The 15,077-nt window shown below is 61.1% G+C and carries 23 protein-coding genes and 1 tRNA gene; 18 read left to right on the plus strand and 6 right to left on the minus strand.

The genetic code is table 11. The annotated features are described in order from the left end of the window. Position 1 precedes the first annotated feature (1 nt). From rpsN to ASD94_RS22225, 15 genes are all read left to right on the plus strand, one after another. Complete coding sequence (gene rpsN, locus ASD94_RS22155; protein WP_015016017.1) at positions 2 to 307, plus strand: 30S ribosomal protein S14; 306 nt, start codon at positions 2 to 4, stop codon at positions 305 to 307. Positions 308 to 327: 20 nt separating this feature from the next. Continuing rightward, positions 328 to 723 (plus strand): 30S ribosomal protein S8, encoded by a 396-nt coding sequence (rpsH, locus tag ASD94_RS22160; protein WP_005793636.1) that lies wholly within the window; start codon positions 328 to 330, stop codon positions 721 to 723. 25 nt (positions 724 to 748) lie between these two features. After that, entirely contained in the window at positions 749 to 1,282 is a 534-nt protein-coding gene (gene rplF, locus ASD94_RS22165) for a 50S ribosomal protein L6 (protein WP_056647962.1), read from the plus strand. Between the two features lie 11 nt (positions 1,283 to 1,293). Continuing rightward, a complete protein-coding gene (gene rplR / locus ASD94_RS22170; protein WP_005793639.1) occupies positions 1,294 to 1,659 on the plus strand; it encodes a 50S ribosomal protein L18 in 366 nt (121 codons plus the stop codon). 17 nt (positions 1,660 to 1,676) lie between these two features. Continuing rightward, on the plus strand, positions 1,677 to 2,195 hold the full coding sequence (gene rpsE, locus ASD94_RS22175; protein ID WP_015016014.1) for a 30S ribosomal protein S5: 519 nt from the start codon (positions 1,677 to 1,679) through the stop codon (positions 2,193 to 2,195). A 14-nt stretch (positions 2,196 to 2,209) separates the two neighbouring features. After that, positions 2,210 to 2,392: a 50S ribosomal protein L30 gene (rpmD, locus tag ASD94_RS22180; RefSeq protein ID WP_005793644.1), complete on the plus strand. Its 183-nt coding sequence runs from the start codon at positions 2,210 to 2,212 to the stop codon at positions 2,390 to 2,392. A gap of 10 nt (positions 2,393 to 2,402) precedes the next feature. After that, the gene (gene rplO / locus ASD94_RS22185) at positions 2,403 to 2,834 is read left to right on the plus strand and encodes a 50S ribosomal protein L15 (RefSeq protein WP_015016013.1); all 432 of its coding nucleotides are present in this window, start codon (positions 2,403 to 2,405) and stop codon (positions 2,832 to 2,834) included. Between the two features lie 24 nt (positions 2,835 to 2,858). Beyond that, positions 2,859 to 4,178: a preprotein translocase subunit SecY gene (secY, locus tag ASD94_RS22190; protein WP_056065391.1), complete on the plus strand. Its 1,320-nt coding sequence runs from the start codon at positions 2,859 to 2,861 to the stop codon at positions 4,176 to 4,178. A 138-nt stretch (positions 4,179 to 4,316) separates the two neighbouring features. After that, positions 4,317 to 4,430, plus strand: coding sequence for a 50S ribosomal protein L36 (rpmJ, locus tag ASD94_RS22195; RefSeq protein ID WP_005793651.1), 114 nt, complete (start codon positions 4,317 to 4,319; stop codon positions 4,428 to 4,430). 23 nt (positions 4,431 to 4,453) lie between these two features. Continuing rightward, positions 4,454 to 4,819 carry a 30S ribosomal protein S13 gene (gene rpsM, locus ASD94_RS22200; protein WP_008906516.1) on the plus strand — a complete coding sequence of 122 codons (366 nt, stop codon included), beginning with the start codon at positions 4,454 to 4,456 and terminating at the stop codon, positions 4,817 to 4,819. 16 nt (positions 4,820 to 4,835) lie between these two features. Then, on the plus strand, positions 4,836 to 5,240 hold the full coding sequence (rpsK, locus tag ASD94_RS22205) for a 30S ribosomal protein S11 (RefSeq protein ID WP_005793662.1): 405 nt from the start codon (positions 4,836 to 4,838) through the stop codon (positions 5,238 to 5,240). A 92-nt stretch (positions 5,241 to 5,332) separates the two neighbouring features. After that, positions 5,333 to 5,956, plus strand: a complete 624-nt coding sequence (gene rpsD / locus ASD94_RS22210; protein ID WP_008906515.1) for a 30S ribosomal protein S4 — start codon at positions 5,333 to 5,335, stop codon at positions 5,954 to 5,956. A gap of 113 nt (positions 5,957 to 6,069) precedes the next feature. After that, on the plus strand, positions 6,070 to 7,062 hold the full coding sequence (gene rpoA / locus ASD94_RS22215) for a DNA-directed RNA polymerase subunit alpha (protein ID WP_056647971.1): 993 nt from the start codon (positions 6,070 to 6,072) through the stop codon (positions 7,060 to 7,062). A 154-nt stretch (positions 7,063 to 7,216) separates the two neighbouring features. Continuing rightward, entirely contained in the window at positions 7,217 to 7,609 is a 393-nt protein-coding gene (gene rplQ, locus ASD94_RS22220; RefSeq protein ID WP_008906513.1) for a 50S ribosomal protein L17, read from the plus strand. A gap of 22 nt (positions 7,610 to 7,631) precedes the next feature. Then, a tRNA-Met gene (locus ASD94_RS22225) sits at positions 7,632 to 7,708 on the plus strand. Between the two features lie 144 nt (positions 7,709 to 7,852). Here the strand turns inward: ASD94_RS22225 and nhaR are convergent. Then, the gene (nhaR, locus tag ASD94_RS22230) at positions 7,853 to 8,749 is read right to left on the minus strand and encodes a transcriptional activator NhaR (RefSeq protein WP_056647978.1); all 897 of its coding nucleotides are present in this window, start codon (positions 8,747 to 8,749) and stop codon (positions 7,853 to 7,855) included. A 151-nt stretch (positions 8,750 to 8,900) separates the two neighbouring features. On the opposite strand from nhaR, the gene ASD94_RS22235 reads away from it, so the two are divergent. Continuing rightward, on the plus strand, positions 8,901 to 9,449 hold the full coding sequence (locus tag ASD94_RS22235) for an Rrf2 family transcriptional regulator (protein WP_056647979.1): 549 nt from the start codon (positions 8,901 to 8,903) through the stop codon (positions 9,447 to 9,449). Between the two features lie 90 nt (positions 9,450 to 9,539). On the opposite strand, the gene ASD94_RS22240 is transcribed toward ASD94_RS22235, so the two are convergent. The 5 genes from ASD94_RS22240 to ASD94_RS22260 all read right to left on the minus strand — a co-directional run bounded on the left by ASD94_RS22240 (position 9,540) and on the right by ASD94_RS22260 (position 12,175). Next, the gene (locus ASD94_RS22240; protein WP_015016008.1) at positions 9,540 to 10,133 is read right to left on the minus strand and encodes a MarC family protein; all 594 of its coding nucleotides are present in this window, start codon (positions 10,131 to 10,133) and stop codon (positions 9,540 to 9,542) included. Beyond that, the gene (locus tag ASD94_RS22245) at positions 10,130 to 10,543 is read right to left on the minus strand and encodes a VOC family protein (protein ID WP_056647980.1); all 414 of its coding nucleotides are present in this window, start codon (positions 10,541 to 10,543) and stop codon (positions 10,130 to 10,132) included. The genes ASD94_RS22240 and ASD94_RS22245 overlap by 4 nt, the downstream gene beginning before the upstream one ends. A gap of 51 nt (positions 10,544 to 10,594) precedes the next feature. After that, a complete protein-coding gene (locus tag ASD94_RS22250) occupies positions 10,595 to 10,969 on the minus strand; it encodes a hypothetical protein (RefSeq protein ID WP_056647982.1) in 375 nt (124 codons plus the stop codon). 63 nt (positions 10,970 to 11,032) lie between these two features. After that, positions 11,033 to 11,404, minus strand: a complete 372-nt coding sequence (locus tag ASD94_RS22255) for a TraR/DksA family transcriptional regulator (protein ID WP_056647985.1) — start codon at positions 11,402 to 11,404, stop codon at positions 11,033 to 11,035. A gap of 123 nt (positions 11,405 to 11,527) precedes the next feature. Continuing rightward, on the minus strand, positions 11,528 to 12,175 hold the full coding sequence (locus ASD94_RS22260) for a glutathione S-transferase (protein ID WP_056647988.1): 648 nt from the start codon (positions 12,173 to 12,175) through the stop codon (positions 11,528 to 11,530). Positions 12,176 to 12,297: 122 nt separating this feature from the next. Here ASD94_RS22260 and ASD94_RS22265 point away from each other — a divergent pair, with 122 nt between their 5' ends. Beyond that, positions 12,298 to 12,663: a DUF2946 family protein gene (locus tag ASD94_RS22265; RefSeq protein ID WP_056647991.1), complete on the plus strand. Its 366-nt coding sequence runs from the start codon at positions 12,298 to 12,300 to the stop codon at positions 12,661 to 12,663. Between the two features lie 80 nt (positions 12,664 to 12,743). Beyond that, positions 12,744 to 15,074 carry a TonB-dependent receptor gene (locus ASD94_RS22270; protein ID WP_056647992.1) on the plus strand — a complete coding sequence of 777 codons (2,331 nt, stop codon included), beginning with the start codon at positions 12,744 to 12,746 and terminating at the stop codon, positions 15,072 to 15,074. Positions 15,075 to 15,077 lie beyond the last annotated feature (3 nt).

Below are 15,077 nucleotides of genomic sequence, written 5' to 3' on the forward strand. Positions count from 1 at the left end.
CATGGCTAAAGTAGCTTTGATCCAGCGCGAACTGAAGCGCGAAAAACTGGCAGCCAAGTACGCAACCAAGTATGCGGAACTGAAGGCAATCGCTGGCGATGCCAAGCGTAGCGACGAAGAGCGTGATGCAGCCCGCCTGGGCCTGCAAAAGCTCCCACGCAACGCCAATCCCACACGTCAGCGCAACCGTTGTGAAATCACCGGTCGTCCACGTGGCACCTTCCGTCAATTCGGTCTGGCTCGCGCCAAGATCCGCGAACTGGCTTTCAATGGCGACATCCCTGGTGTCACCAAGGCCAGCTGGTAAGCAGGCAGGAGAGATTAAACATGAGCATGAGTGATCCCATCGCTGACTTGCTGACCCGCATCCGTAATGCACAGATGGTCTCCAAGGCCACGGTTCTGGTGCCTTCTTCCAAAGTGAAGATCGCCATCGCCCAAGTGCTGAAGGACGAAGGTTATATCGACGGCTTCCAGGTCAAGACCGAAGCTGGCAAGTCCGAACTCGAAATTGCCCTGAAGTATTACGCAGGCCGTCCCGTGATTGAGCGCATCGAGCGTGTCAGCCGCCCTGGTCTGCGTGTCTACAAAGGCCGTGATTCCATTCCACAAGTCATGAACGGTCTGGGTGTGGCAATTGTCACGACGCCCAAGGGCGTGATGACCGATCGCAAGGCGCGCGCTACCGGTGTTGGTGGCGAAGTGCTCTGCTACGTGGCCTAACCCGCGGCATTGAGGAGAAACTGAAATGTCCCGAGTAGGAAAAATGCCCGTGACCATCCCCGCAGGTGTGGATGTGTCCGTGAAAAGCGACCAGATCTCTGTCAAGGGTTCTGGTGGTACCTTGTCGCTGGCGCAAAACGCGCTGGTGAAGGTGTCCAGCAATGAAGGCAAGCTCAGCTTTGAGCCTGCCAATGATTCCCGCGAAGCCAATGCCATGAGCGGCACGATTCGCCAGTTGGTCAACAACATGGTGGTCGGTGTCAGCAAGGGCTTTGAGAAGAAGCTGAGCTTGGTTGGTGTGGGTTACAAGGCTGCTGCAGCCGGTTCCAAGCTGAACCTGGCCGTAGGTTATTCGCACCCGGTCAACATCGACATGCCTGCTGGCATCACGGTTGCCACCCCGACCCCTACTGAAGTGGTGATCAAGGGTGCCGATCGTCAGCGCGTCGGTCAGATCGCTGCTGAGATCCGTGCTGTTCGTCCACCCGAGCCCTACAAGGGCAAGGGCATCCGCTATGCGGACGAAAAGATCACGATCAAAGAGACCAAGAAGAAATAAGGAGCTGCAACATGTTGACCAAGAAAGAGCAGCGTCTTCGTCGTTCGCGCCAGACCCGCATCCGCATTGCACAGCAAGGCGTGGCGCGTCTCACCGTGAACCGCACGAACCTCCATATCTACGCCAGTGTGATCTCCGGCGACGGCAGCAAGGTGCTGGCAAGCGCTTCGACGGCAGAAGCCGACGTGCGCAAGTCGCTCGGCGGCTCGGGCAAGGGTGGCAATGCCGCTGCAGCCCAGATCATCGGCAAGCGTATCGCTGAAAAGGCGAAGGCTGCAGGTGTCGAGAAGGTTGCATTTGATCGCGCAGGCTTTGCCTACCACGGTCGCGTCAAGGCCCTGGCCGACGCAGCCCGTGAAGCCGGCCTGCAGTTCTAAGCGGAGCGGAATAAAAAATGGCTAAATTTCAACCCAAAGTGCAAGACGAAGGTCGTGACGACGGTCTGCGCGAAAAAATGATCGCGGTCAACCGCGTGACCAAAGTCGTGAAGGGTGGCCGTATTCTCGGTTTCGCCGCACTGACGGTGGTCGGCGACGGTGATGGCCGCGTGGGCATGGGTAAGGGCAAGTCGAAGGAAGTGCCTGCTGCCGTGCAAAAAGCGATGGAAGAAGCCCGCCGCAACATGGTCAAGGTTTCTCTGAAGAACGGCACCATCTATCACAACGTGACCGGCCATCATGGCGCGGCCGTGGTGATGATGGCTCCGGCTCCCAAGGGTACCGGTATCATCGCTGGCGGTCCAATGCGCGCAGTCTTTGAAGTGCTGGGTGTGACCGATATTGTGGCCAAGAGCCACGGCTCGTCCAATCCCTACAACATGGTCCGTGCCACCTTTGACGCACTTGTCAATTCGACCACCCCGTCGAATGTGGCAGCCAAGCGCGGCAAGACAGTCGAAGACATCTTCGCCTGAACCGGAGCCTGAATATGACAACGCAACAAACCGTCAAGATTCAACTGGTGCGCAGCCCGATCGGCACCAAGGAATCGCACCGCGCCACAGTCCGTGGCCTGGGTCTGCGCAAGCTGAACAGCGTCAGCGAATTGAAGGATTCGCCCGAAGTTCGCGGCATGATTAACAAGATCAGCTACCTGGTCAAAATCGTCTGAGAGATAGATCATGGAACTCAATAGCATCAAGCCCGCTGACGGCGCCAAGCATGCCAAGCGCCGCGTAGGCCGTGGTATCGGCTCCGGCCTGGGCAAGACCGCTGGCCGTGGTCACAAAGGCCAAAAGTCCCGCTCCGGTGGCTACCACAAGGTGGGCTTCGAAGGCGGTCAAATGCCTCTGCAACGTCGCTTGCCCAAGCGCGGCTTCAAGTCGCACCTGCTCAAGTTCAATGCAGAAGTCACGCTGACGGCTCTGGACCAACTCGGCTTGGCCGAAGTGGACGTGCTGGCACTCAAGCAGGCAGGTCTGGTGGGTGAGCTGGCCAAGGTGGTCAAGGTCATCAAGAGCGGCTCACTGACCAAGGCAGTCAAGCTGTCTGGCGTGGGTGCTACGGCTGGTGCCAAGGCAGCGATTGAAGCTGCTGGCGGCAGCGTCGCCTGAGTGTGGCACTGAAGGAAGGCATCTGTGGCTACTAGCGCGGCTCAAATTGCAAAGACCGGAAAATTCGGCGACCTGCGTCGGCGTCTGGTTTTTCTGTTGCTGGCGCTGGTCGTGTACCGCATCGGGGCTCACATTCCTGTGCCTGGTATCGATCCAGCCCAACTTCAGCAGCTGTTCAGTGGCCAGCAGGGTGGCATCCTGAACCTGTTCAACATGTTCTCGGGTGGCGCGCTGTCGCGCTTCACGGTGTTTGCTCTGGGGATCATGCCGTACATCTCGGCATCGATCATCATGCAGCTGATGACCTATGTGCTACCCGCGTTTGAGCAGTTGAAGAAGGAAGGCGAAGCTGGTCGCCGGAAGATCACGCAATACACGCGCTATGGAACCTTGGGCCTGGCCCTGTTTCAGTCGCTGGGTATCGCTGTGGCCTTGGAAAGCTCAGCTGGTCTCGTGTTGAGCCCCGGTTTTGGCTTTCGACTGACTGCAGTCGTCAGCCTGACGGCAGGCACGATGTTCCTGATGTGGCTGGGTGAGCAGATTACTGAGCGTGGGCTCGGCAACGGGATCTCGATCCTGATTTTCGGTGGTATTGCTGCCGGATTGCCTAGTTCGATTGGTGGTCTTCTGGAGTTGGTTCGTACCGGTGCGATGAGCATTCTGGCAGCGATCTTTATCGTCATCGTGGTCGGTCTCGTGACCTACTTCGTGGTGTTCGTGGAGCGTGGTCAGCGCAAGATTCTGGTGAACTATGCACGGCGGCAGGTCGGCAACAAGGTGTATGGCGGTCAATCGTCGCACTTGCCGCTGAAGCTGAACATGGCTGGTGTGATTCCACCGATCTTTGCATCGTCGATCATCTTGCTGCCTGCTACGGTGGTGAACTGGTTCAGCGCGGGTGAATCGATGCGCTGGCTCAAGGACATCTCCGGCGCACTGACCCCTGGTCAGCCGATCTATGTGATGTTTTATGCTGCTGCGATCATCTTCTTCTGCTTCTTCTACACGGCCTTGGTGTTCAACAGCCGTGAAACAGCAGACAACCTGAAGAAGAGTGGCGCGTTCATTCCGGGCATTCGTCCAGGTGAGCAAACGGCACGCTACATCGACAAGATCCTGGTTCGCTTGACCTTGGCTGGTGCTGTGTACATCACCTTCGTGTGTCTGCTGCCGGAGTTTCTGATCCTGAAGTACAACGTACCGTTTTACTTTGGTGGAACTTCGCTGCTGATCATAGTGGTGGTGACCATGGACTTCATGGCCCAGGTCCAGAACTACATGATGTCTCAGCAATACGAGTCGCTGCTCAAGAAGGCGAACTTCAAGGGCAGTGCGGGCGGTTGATGGCGACAAAGGCAGCGTTCAGCGCTGACTGCGAAGAGTTGGATATCGGTTGAGTTGGCGCCCCACGATTTTTCGCGGGCACAAATTGTGTTCCGTGCGAAGCAGCCGGGACGGATGGAAAAGTTTTAGGAGAATGCAATGAGAGTTTCGGCTTCGGTCAAAAAAATCTGCCGCAACTGCAAGATCATCCGCCGCAAGGGTGTGGTGCGCGTGATCTGCACGGATCTGCGTCACAAGCAGCGCCAAGGTTGATTGGAAAGTATTAGAGGACGCATATGGCACGTATCGCTGGCATTAACATTCCGCCGCACAAGCACGCGGAAATCGGTTTGACCGCCATTTTTGGCATTGGTCGCACCCGCGCTCGCAAGATCTGCGAAGCAACTGGTATCGCTTACTCCAAGAAGATCAAGGATCTGACGGACGGCGACCTGGAAAAAATTCGCGAGCAAATCGAGCAGTTCACCATTGAAGGTGACCTGCGCCGCGAAACCACGATGAACATCAAGCGTTTGATGGACATCGGCTGCTATCGTGGCTTCCGCCATCGCCGCGGTCTGCCAATGCGTGGTCAGCGCACCCGTACCAATGCACGCACTCGCAAGGGTCCGCGCAAGGGTGCTGCTGCACTGAAGAAATAAAGATTGAAAGATCATCATGGCTAAGTCTCCTGCCAATAACGCAGCTCAGCGCGTCCGCAAGAAGGTCCGGAAGAATGTTTCGGACGGCATTGCACACGTGCACGCCTCGTTCAATAACACCATCATCACGATCACCGACCGCCAGGGCAATGCCCTGTCGTGGGCCTCGTCCGGTGGCCAAGGTTTCAAGGGCTCGCGCAAGTCCACTCCATTCGCAGCCCAAGTGGCTTCGGAAGTGGCTGGCCGCGCTGCCATCGATCAAGGTATTAAGAACCTTGACGTTGAAATCAAGGGCCCAGGTCCTGGCCGTGAGTCGTCGGTGCGCGCACTGGGCGCACTGGGCATCCGTATCACGTCGATCTCCGATGTGACCCCGGTGCCTCACAACGGCTGCCGCCCTCAAAAGCGTCGTCGTATCTAATCTCTCTCTAAGCCCACCGCCGCCTGTGAACGCGCAAGCGCCTCAGGCGGCTCCCGCAATGGTTTGCGGTAGATGACACAAAGGAAGCTCAAGTGGCACGTTACCTCGGCCCCAAGGCCAAACTCTCCCGCCGTGAAGGCACGGACCTGTTCCTGAAGAGCGCTCGCCGCTCGATCGCTGACAAGTCCAAATTCGACTCCAAGCCTGGTCAGCACGGCCGCACCTCCGGTGCCCGTACTTCGGACTACGGTCTGCAACTGCGTGAAAAGCAGAAGGTCAAGCGCATGTACGGCGTGCTGGAAAAGCAATTCCGCCGTTACTTCGAAGCCGCTGAAGGCAAGAAGGGCAACACCGGCGCCAACCTGCTGTTCCTGCTGGAATCGCGTCTGGACAACGTGGTGTACCGCATGGGTTTCGGTTCCACCCGCGCCGAAGCACGTCAGCTGGTGTCGCACAAGGCGATCACCGTGAATGGCAAGTCCGTGAACATCGCTTCGTACCTCGTGAAGACGGGCGACGTGGTGGCTGTGCGCGAAAAGTCGAAGAAGCAAAACCGTGTGGTGGAAGCCCTGCAACTGGCAGCCCAAGTGGGTATGCCTGCGTGGGTGGAAGTGAATGCCGAGAAGGCAGAAGGCATCTTCAAGAAGGTGCCGGACCGCGATGAGTTTGGCGCCGACATCAACGAATCGCTGATCGTTGAGTTGTACTCGCGCTAATCGGTCGAGTACGTAATTCAAGAAAACCGTCCCTGAACCGCGAGGCATCGCGGTTTAGGCGCTTCACCAGCCTTACCGGTGTAACGAGCTGGGGGTATTGAGAGGAAGTCTGAATGCAAACCAATTTGCTGAAACCCAAGGCGATCAATGTCGAACAGCTTGGCCACAATCGTGCCAAGGTCGCGCTGGAGCCGTTCGAGCGTGGCTACGGCCACACGCTGGGCAATGCCATCCGGCGCGTCCTGCTCTCGTCCATGGTGGGTTACGCAGCGACGGAAGTCACGATTGCAGGGGTACTGCACGAGTATTCGTCCATTGACGGCGTTCAAGAAGATGTGGTCAACATCCTGTTGAACCTCAAGGGTGTGGTGTTCAAGCTGCACAACCGTGATGAAGTGACGTTGAGCCTGCGCAAAGATGGCGAAGGCGTGGTCACGGCCCGTGACATCCAGACCCCTCACGACGTGGAAATCGTCAATCCTGATCACCTGATTGCGAACCTGTCTGCCGGCGGTAAGCTGGACATGCAGATCAAGGTCGAGAAGGGCCGTGGCTACGTGCCAGGTAATCTGCGCCGCTATGCCGACGAATCGACCAAGTCCATTGGCCGTATCGTGTTGGACGCGTCGTTCTCCCCCGTGAAGCGCGTGAGCTACACCGTGGAAAGCGCCCGTGTGGAGCAGCGCACCGATCTGGATAAGCTGGTGGTTGAGATCGAGACCAACGGTGCCATCACTGCCGAAGACGCAGTGCGTGCCTCGGCCAAGATTCTGGTGGAGCAGCTGGCTGTGTTTGCACAGCTGGAAGGTGGCGAGTTGGCTGCGTTTGACGCACCGGCAGGCCCACGCGGCAACGCCACGTTCGATCCGATCCTGCTGCGTCCTGTGGATGAGCTGGAACTGACCGTGCGTTCCGCCAACTGCTTGAAGGCCGAGAACATCTATTACATCGGTGACCTGATCCAGCGTACCGAGAACGAGTTGCTCAAGACCCCTAACCTGGGCCGCAAGTCGCTCAACGAAATCAAGGAAGTGCTGGCCTCGCGTGGTCTCACCCTGGGCATGAAGCTCGAGAACTGGCCGCCAGCTGGTCTGGACAAGCGTTAAGCCAAAGCTATAATCGAAGGCTGCCCAAAGTTTGGGCGCCCGATTTGATGTCCTCCGCAAGGGGGACTTTTCGTTCCCCACAGGGAACAGTGCCTCGGACAGTACCTGATCCGGCTGCCCGATTTAATTACATAGACAGTAGAAGGAAAGCACCATGCGCCACGGACACGGCCTCCGCAAACTCAACCGCACCAGCTCGCACCGCCTCGCGATGCTGCAGAACATGATGAACTCGCTCATCGAGCACGAAGTCATCAAGACCACCGTTCCCAAGGCCAAGGAACTGCGCCGCGTGATCGAACCCATGATCACCCTGGCCAAGGAAGACTCTGTAGCCAACCGCCGTCTGGCATTCAACCGCCTGCGCGACCGTGACAGCGTGACCAAGCTGTTCAATGACCTGGGCCCCCGTTTCAAGGTGCGTCCTGGCGGCTACACCCGCATTCTGAAGATGGGCTTCCGCGTGGGCGACAATGCTCCTATGGCGCTGGTCGAACTGGTGGATCGCGCTGCAGAAACCGAAAATAATTCGGCAGCAGCCGAATAATAGGGTATAATTTATTTCTTACCGCGCGATGGAGCAGTCTGGTAGCTCGTTGGGCTCATAACCCAAAGGTCGGAGGTTCAAATCCTTCTCGCGCAACCAAAAAAGCAGCAACTGCTGCAGCAAAACGCCCACTTCACAGTGGGCGTTTTTGTTTGTGCGCGAAGATCCGCGCCATCCGGTGTGGCGTGAAGCTTGACTCCGGGGCGGCCCTTGGCCCGCCGCGGTCCTGGGCTCCAAGCACCGTCAACGCGCAAACAGATCTGCCTTGGCGGCTTTGGTGATGGCTACCACGCAAGGGTGGGTGATGCGCCGTTCGATGGAGATGGCGAAAAACTCCTCGACCAAGTCTGCAGAGCGTCCAATCACCTCCACGCCGAATTGGGCCGTCGTCTCGTCGTCCAGCACAGACGGGGACGTAAAGATCCCCCGGCCTTCCCGGCCAAAAGCGTTCATCAGGGCGCTATCGTCGAATTCACCGACCAGACGGGGTTGCAGGTGATGCTTGTTGAGCCAGTGGTCGAGTTGCTGGCGCACGGACGACATGGGGCCTTGGATGAGCATGGGCGCGCCATGCAGGCATTGGGGAAAGGGCCCCTCCAGATGCGCCCGCAGGGCAGGAGCACACAGAAAACTCATGCTGCTGGTGCCCAGCGGATGGTTGAAGGCCTTGACACCGATTTTCTTGGACACCGGCTCATCGGCCAGCACCAGGTCCAGCCGGTGCAGGCTCAGCTGCGCAATCAGTTCGGGAAACTTGCCCTCATGGCAGGTCATGTGCACGCGCTGGGGCATGCCCAGCGCGGGCTCCAGCAGGTGGTAGGCTACTGACTTGGCAATCGAGTCGGCCACGCCTACGCGGAACTCCAGCGGTTTCTCCTGGCCGCGGGCCAGCCGAATGGATTTTTCGAGCTCGTCACCCAGCGCAAAGATCTGCTCGGCATACCCCAGGGCCACGCGCCCCTCGCTGGTTAGTTCCAGACCCCGCCCCCGCTTGCGGAACAGGTCATGGCCGAGCCATTCCTCCAGCTGCTTGATCTGGCCCGACAGGGTTTGCGGCGTAGTGTTGAGCTGCTCACCCGCACGCATGACACCCCCCGCCTTGGCTACTGTCCAGAAATAACGCAGGTGCTTGAAGTTCATGGTGCTCTCAATACTTCGATTAAAGCGAAGAATAAAACGCAATAAAACGAATATACGCGAAGTATGAAAATCCCTACATTGACGTTTGGCAGCTTCCGTGGCGATCTGCGCTGCGGCCTGGAGCTGCCTGTGTTCACAAGGAGTAGCAACGATGCGTATCACGACCCGAGGACAGCTGGCGGTATCCGCCATGACCGACCTGGCCCTGCGCCAGAAGATGCGGCCTGTGCCCTTGTCCACCATCAGCGCGCGGCAGGGGATTTCTTTGTCCTATCTGGAACAGCTGTTCAGCGCGCTGCGCCGTGCCGGCCTCGTGGACAGCACCCGCGGGCCAGGCGGCGGCTACACGCTGGCGCGGCACGCGGAGCAGGTATCGGTGGCTGAAATCATCCTGGCGGTGGAGAACCTCAAGAACGACGAGCTGCAGAATCTGGGCGCCGGCCAGGCCGCGCAGGTCAAATCCATGACGGGCGAACTGTGGACCAGCTTTAACTCCCAAGTGATGGAATACCTGCAGTCGGTAACGCTGCAGGACCTGGTCACCCAGGCACTGAAGCAAGGCACGGTCGTGGAGGACAAGGCGCCCCCTGCGCGGACCAAGCTGCCCCTGGCGCCCAAGCCCCGTCCGCTGATGGCGCGGGTCAACGTGCCCAATTCGGTGTTTGCCTTGGGGAGCATGCCGATCCTGCAGCGCCGCTGAGGCGAATGGATCAGGCGGTGGTGCGAGGTGTCGGATGCGGCGCCAAGCCCACCTAGGCTGGCGCAGCGGCGGCCGCCAGTTCGCCGACGGCTACAGCTGGTGCGCGAGCTGCTTGATCCCCCGGATCAGCATCTCCACCGAGATGGCGACCAGGATCAGCCCCATCAGGCGTTCAAACGCCATCACCACGCGTTCGCCCACCAGGCGCTGGATGCGTTCGGCCAGCAGCAACACCACGGCGCACACCGCCATGGTGACGCACAGCGCGCCCACCCATTCCCATCGCCGCTCCGGCGCCTGGGCCACCAGCAGCATGACGGTGGCGAGGGCCGAAGGGCCTGCCAGTGCCGGAATGGCCAGCGGCACGATCAGCGGCTCGCCGGGCAACTCCGCCTGTGGCCCGTCTGCCGACGGAAAGATCATGCGCAGCGCGATCAGAAACAGCACCACCGCACCTGCAATCTGCAGCGACAGGTCGCTCAGGTTCATCACCCGCAGGAACTCCGCCCCGAAGAACAAAAACACCAGCAGCAGGGCAAACGCAATCAGCACCTCGCGCAGGATCACCCGCGCGCGGCGCTCGGGCGCCACGCCACGCAGGGCGTTGGCAAAGATGGGGATGTTGCCCAGCGGATCGGTGATCAGCAAAAGCAGGATGGTGGCTGACGCGAAGGTGTAGCTCACGCCGCGTACACCGCGTCCAGAGAGCGAAAGCCCTTGATCTCGATCGGGTTGCCGCTGGGGTCGTGAAAGAACATCGTCCACTGCTCGCCGGGCTGGCCCTCAAAACGGACTTGCGGTTCCAGTACGAAGGCGGTGCCGGCGGACTTCAGCCGTGCAGCCAGTGCATGCCAGTCGGGCAACTCCAGAATGGCGCCGAAGTGCGGCATGGGGACCAAGTGGTCCCCCACATGCCCGGTGCGGGTGCTGGCAAAGGGGGTGCCCAGGTGCAACGAGATCTGGTGGCCAAAAAAGTCGAAGTCCACCCAGGTGTCGGTGCTTCGGCCCTCCCGGCAACCCAGCACGCCGCCATAAAAGCGGCGCGCTGCGTCCAGGTCGGTGACGTGAAAGGCAAGGTGAAACAGGCTGCGCATCCTGCAAAGGATAGCAGCCAGGGCCGCGCTATGGGCGCGACATGGGGCAGGTCAGGCGGCTGATGGATCGGCAGCCATGTTGTCAAACTTCTTGAAATACTGGCGCGCCATGGCCACCAGCTGTGCGTCGGTCGGGTGGTCGGCCGCCACGGAGTCCACCACCACATCCGCCACCGCGGCATGGTGCTTGGCGGCCCAGTCGCGGAACTGGTTGCGCACCAAGCCTGGCCCTGCCAGCAGCACCTCGCGGGTGTGCGTGAGCGTCTGGGCAATGTCTGCAAAGAACGGGGCCAGGTCGTCGGCCTTGCCCTGGTGCTTGTGGTGGCTGCGGGACTTGATGCGCTGGGCTTCGGCGTGTTCGCGGTCGAACATCACCACGTGGGCTTCGGACTGGTCCATCCAGACAACGGCGTGAAAAGTGCTCATGAATCGACTTTCTTGAAGTGAGGACATAACGGGGAAACGAGGTGCCTGACTGCGCGAGCCAGCTCACGCAGCGTGGTGGTGTTGCTCGGCCTTCTCCTGGCAGTGCACGCAGCGCGCAGCTTCGGGGGTGGCGTGCAGGCGGGCGGCAGTGATGTGGGCGCCGCAGTCGGTGCACTCTCCGTAGGTGCCTGTTTCGATGCGGGCCAGGGCGGCCTCGACGGCTGCGAGGTGTTCGGTTTCGCGTTCACCCAGGGCAAATTCCAGTTCGCGCTCGGTGGCCACTTGGGCGCGTGGGTCTTCGGGCTGCCCAAAGTGATCGGCCGCAGCCTCGGCGCGGCCGATGACACCACCGCGCTGCGCGGCCAGTTGGGCCAGCAACTCGGATTGCTGGGCCAGTAACTGCTGGCGGAAAGGTGCGGCTTGGGTCTTGTCCATGCGGGGTCTCCTCGGGGTGATCGGATACCTGCATGGTGCGCCTGCGCGCGGCGCGCTGGGTTGACCAAGGTCAAGGGATGGCGCGCGGTGTCACTGCCCAGGTGACACCGCTGCGGGGCGGGCTCAGCGCTTGGGCGGGCGCGCCAGCATTTCGGCGGTGTTGGTCTTGCGGTCTGCGTTCACGCGCTGCACATGGGGGCGCTCGGCCATGCGGGCCAGGTAGTCGCGCACGGGCAGGTCGGCCAGGTAGTCGCGGCCGTAGATGATTTTGGTGGCAGAGCTGACCAGCGGCAGGTGCACGATGGCGGCGCAGTCGGCCATCGTGAACGTGTCGCCAGCGACATAGGGGCTGAACCTTGCCAGCTGGCCGAAGGCAGCGATGTTCTTCTGCAGCTGTGCGCCGACCTTCTCGCGGGCGGTGTCGCTCACCGTGCCGCCGAAGAACGCCTGGGGGTACAGGTTACGTGCCACCAGCTCCAGGTGCAGCTCCAGAAAGGTGATCAGCTCGCGCACCTTGGCGGCCTGGAAGGGGTCGGCCGGGATCAGCGGGTGCTCGGGGTGGGCGGTCTCGATGTAGTCGGCCATCACGGCCGACTCGCACAGTGCCCCTTGCGGCGTGCGCAGGTAGGGCACCTTGCCCAGCGGGCTGGCGCTGCGGTCGGTCTCGCCCACCCAGGCCAGTTCTTCAGTGAACGGCAGGCCCTTTTCGAGCAGGGCCAGCTTGACCTTGTTGTAGTAATTGCTGGCCGAAAAGCCGCAGAGTGTGAGCATGACGGTGTCTCCGATGGGGTGGTGAATGCAGCCCGCATCCTAGGTGCGGGCGAGGCCGCAGGCCGTCGCGCAGATGACCTCGGTCAAGGAGTGCGCGCTCCGGCCCCCTACAATCCGCACCCATGTCCCCCCTGCAAACCATCCGCAGCCTTCGCTGGCTCGCCCGCCTTGTGCTGGCGTGGTTTGTGTTGTCGATCGGCGTGGCCGTGGCGTCGCCCCTGGTGCATCCGCAGTCCATGGAGCTGATCTGCTCGGGTTCGGGCGCGATCAAGGTGCTGGTCAAGACCGACGACGGCGCCAAGGAGCTGTCCAGCCACACGCTGGACTGCCCGCTGTGTGCGCACGTGGGCGCCCCCCCTCCCGTGTCGCAGGCCCAGTTGCCTGTGGTTCACCCCCTGGCGCATGCCTTGCGCCCCATCCCTGCCGCGCACATTGCTGCGCGCACCGCCGCGCCGCTGCCGCCGCGCGGGCCCCCATCGCTCTCCTGAAATCGCTATTGATTCGATAGCTGCTTGCGCATTGTTCACCTGCGCTTGCGGCCTATTTGGCTTGATTTTCAGGAGTCCCTATGCGCAAAAGCCGCATGGCGCTGGCCGTGGCCAGTGCCTTTCCCCTCGCCCTTACCTTCACGTTCGCCGGGGCCGTGCCCGCATTCGCACAGACCACCGACAGCGTCCCTGCCAGCTCCAATGCCCCGGTCAAGGAGCTGGGCGTGGTCACCATCAGTGGCGGCCAGCCCACCTCGCTGCCCACGCAGATACCCACCACCATCGAGGGCGTGACGCGCGAGCAGATCGAACATGCGATCAATGCCACCGACAGCGAAGACGCCCTCAAGTACCTGCCCAGCCTGCTGGTGCGCAAGCGCTACATCGGCGACTACAACCACGCCGTGCTGTCCACCCGCGCTTCGGGCACCGGCAACCCGGCGCGGTCCATGGTGTTTGCCGACGGCATCTTGCTGAGCAACTACCTGGGCAACGGCCCCACCAACGCGCCGCGCTGGATGCTGGTTACGCCCGAGGAGATCGAGCGGGTGGACGTGCTCTACGGTCCGTTCTCTGCCGCGTATGCAGGCAACTCGGTGGGCGCGGTGGTGGACTACGTCACCCGCATGCCGACAAAGTTTGAGGCGCACGGGCAGGTCAGCTACCAGCACCAGCCGTTCGACCTGTACAACACCAGCGGCACCTACGGGGGCAAGCAAGTCAGCGCATCGGTGGGCAACAGGAACGGTGACTGGTCCTGGTTCCTCAACTTCAACAAGACCGACAGCGAAGGCCAGCCGCTCACCTTCCCAACGCGCCTGGTGTCCGCAGGCACTGTGGGCAGTGCAGGCACACCCGTGACTGGCGCTGTGCTGGGCAAAAACCGCAGCAACCAGCCCTGGTACCTGCTGGGCGCCGCCACGCAGTACCACACGCAGCAAGACCACATCAAGGCCAAGATCGCCTACGACTTCTCGCCCACCGTGCGGGCCGCCTACACCTTCGGCTGGTGGCACAACGAATCTGAAGGCCGCCCCGCCAGCTACCTGCGCGATGCCAACGGCAATGCGGTCTACAGCGGCACGGTCAATATCAATGGCCGCTCGTTTGCGCTCACGCCCACCGACTTCAATGTGTCCAACGAAGACCTCACGCATTTCATGCACGGCCTGTCGGTCAAGAGCCACACCCAAGGCACGTTCGACTGGGAGGTGACCGCCAGCCTGTATGACTACCAGACTGACACCCTGCGCGCCGCCACCGTGGCGCTGCCCGCTGCGCTCAATGGCGGGGCCGGGCGCATCGTCAACAGCAAGGGCACGGGCTGGAACACCATGGCCGCCAAGGGCACCTGGCGGCCCGATGGGGTGCTGGGCGCGCACATTGTGGACTTTGGTCTGCAGCGCGACAGCTACCAGTTGCGCACCATCGAGAACGCCACCACGAACTGGATCAACGGCGCCGCAGGCGCACGCAACCAGGCCTTCAACGGCGACACGCAACTCATCGGCCTGTGGGCGCAAGACACCTGGAAGATCGCGCCCCAATGGAAGGCCGTACTGGGTGCCCGCGCCGAGCGCTGGAGTGCCAGCAACGGCCAGACGGGCAACGCCACCACCACGGTGAGCCACCCTGAGCGCAACGAGACCTACTTCTCACCCAAGGCTGCGGTGGCCTACCAGGCCAATGATCTGTGGGTGCTCAAGGCCTCCACCGGCCGCGCCGTGCGCATGCCCACCGTGGCCGAGCTGTACCAGGGCGGCATCAGCGGCAGCGGCACGCTCATCAACAACGACCCCAACCTGCGGCCCGAAAAGAGTTGGACCACCGAGCTGACCGCCGAGCGGGACATGGGCAATGGTCTACTGCGCCTCACGGCCTTTTTTGAACGCACCAAAGACGCGCTGTACTCACAGACCAATGTGCTCGTCACCCCCAACGTCACCAACGTGCAGAACGTTGACGCGATCCGCACCAAGGGCATCGAGCTGGCGTACCAGGCCACCAACGTATTCGTGCGTGGGCTGGAGCTGGGCAGCAGCCTGACCTGGACGGATTCCAAGATCACGCGCAACGACAAGTTTCCCGCCAGCGTCGGCCAATGGCAGCCGCGCATCCCCGAGTGGCGCGCCACCGCCGTGGCCACGTACCGGCCCGATGACAAATGGTCGTACACCCTGGGCGCGCGCTACAGCGGCAAGCAATACAGCACGCTCGACAACACCGACCCCAACGGCTTTGCCTACCAGGGCGCAAGCCGCTACTTCACCACCGACGTGCGCGTGCGCTACCAGATCAGCAAGCAGGTCAGCGCTGCCGTGGGCATCGACAACCTCAACAACTACCAGTTCTGGAACTTCCACCCCTACCCGCAGCGCAGCTACATGGCTGAGTTGAAGGTCTCCCTTTGAAAG

Source organism: Acidovorax sp. Root70 (genome assembly GCF_001428225.1).
Taxonomy (GTDB): domain Bacteria; phylum Pseudomonadota; class Gammaproteobacteria; order Burkholderiales; family Burkholderiaceae_C; genus Acidovorax.

Coding starts and splice junctions, on each gene's coding strand:
- rplF (WP_056647962.1), top strand. CDS start 749: ATGTCCCGAGTAGGAAAAATGCCCGTGACCATCCCCGCAGGTGTGGAT.
- ASD94_RS22255 (WP_056647985.1), bottom strand. CDS start 11,404: ATGGACAAGACCCAAGCCGCACCTTTCCGCCAGCAGTTACTGGCCCAG.
- rpsH (WP_005793636.1), top strand. CDS start 328: ATGAGCATGAGTGATCCCATCGCTGACTTGCTGACCCGCATCCGTAAT.
- ASD94_RS22270 (WP_056647992.1), top strand. CDS start 12,744: ATGCGCAAAAGCCGCATGGCGCTGGCCGTGGCCAGTGCCTTTCCCCTC.
- nhaR (WP_056647978.1), bottom strand. CDS start 8,749: ATGAACTTCAAGCACCTGCGTTATTTCTGGACAGTAGCCAAGGCGGGG.
- rpsM (WP_008906516.1), top strand. CDS start 4,454: ATGGCACGTATCGCTGGCATTAACATTCCGCCGCACAAGCACGCGGAA.
- rplQ (WP_008906513.1), top strand. CDS start 7,217: ATGCGCCACGGACACGGCCTCCGCAAACTCAACCGCACCAGCTCGCAC.
- ASD94_RS22250 (WP_056647982.1), bottom strand. CDS start 10,969: ATGAGCACTTTTCACGCCGTTGTCTGGATGGACCAGTCCGAAGCCCAC.
- rplO (WP_015016013.1), top strand. CDS start 2,403: ATGGAACTCAATAGCATCAAGCCCGCTGACGGCGCCAAGCATGCCAAG.
- rpmJ (WP_005793651.1), top strand. CDS start 4,317: ATGAGAGTTTCGGCTTCGGTCAAAAAAATCTGCCGCAACTGCAAGATC.
- rplR (WP_005793639.1), top strand. CDS start 1,294: ATGTTGACCAAGAAAGAGCAGCGTCTTCGTCGTTCGCGCCAGACCCGC.
- ASD94_RS22265 (WP_056647991.1), top strand. CDS start 12,298: ATGTCCCCCCTGCAAACCATCCGCAGCCTTCGCTGGCTCGCCCGCCTT.
- rpsK (WP_005793662.1), top strand. CDS start 4,836: ATGGCTAAGTCTCCTGCCAATAACGCAGCTCAGCGCGTCCGCAAGAAG.
- rpsN (WP_015016017.1), top strand. CDS start 2: ATGGCTAAAGTAGCTTTGATCCAGCGCGAACTGAAGCGCGAAAAACTG.
- ASD94_RS22235 (WP_056647979.1), top strand. CDS start 8,901: ATGCGTATCACGACCCGAGGACAGCTGGCGGTATCCGCCATGACCGAC.
- rpoA (WP_056647971.1), top strand. CDS start 6,070: ATGCAAACCAATTTGCTGAAACCCAAGGCGATCAATGTCGAACAGCTT.
- rpsE (WP_015016014.1), top strand. CDS start 1,677: ATGGCTAAATTTCAACCCAAAGTGCAAGACGAAGGTCGTGACGACGGT.
- ASD94_RS22260 (WP_056647988.1), bottom strand. CDS start 12,175: ATGCTCACACTCTGCGGCTTTTCGGCCAGCAATTACTACAACAAGGTC.
- rpmD (WP_005793644.1), top strand. CDS start 2,210: ATGACAACGCAACAAACCGTCAAGATTCAACTGGTGCGCAGCCCGATC.
- ASD94_RS22245 (WP_056647980.1), bottom strand. CDS start 10,543: ATGCGCAGCCTGTTTCACCTTGCCTTTCACGTCACCGACCTGGACGCA.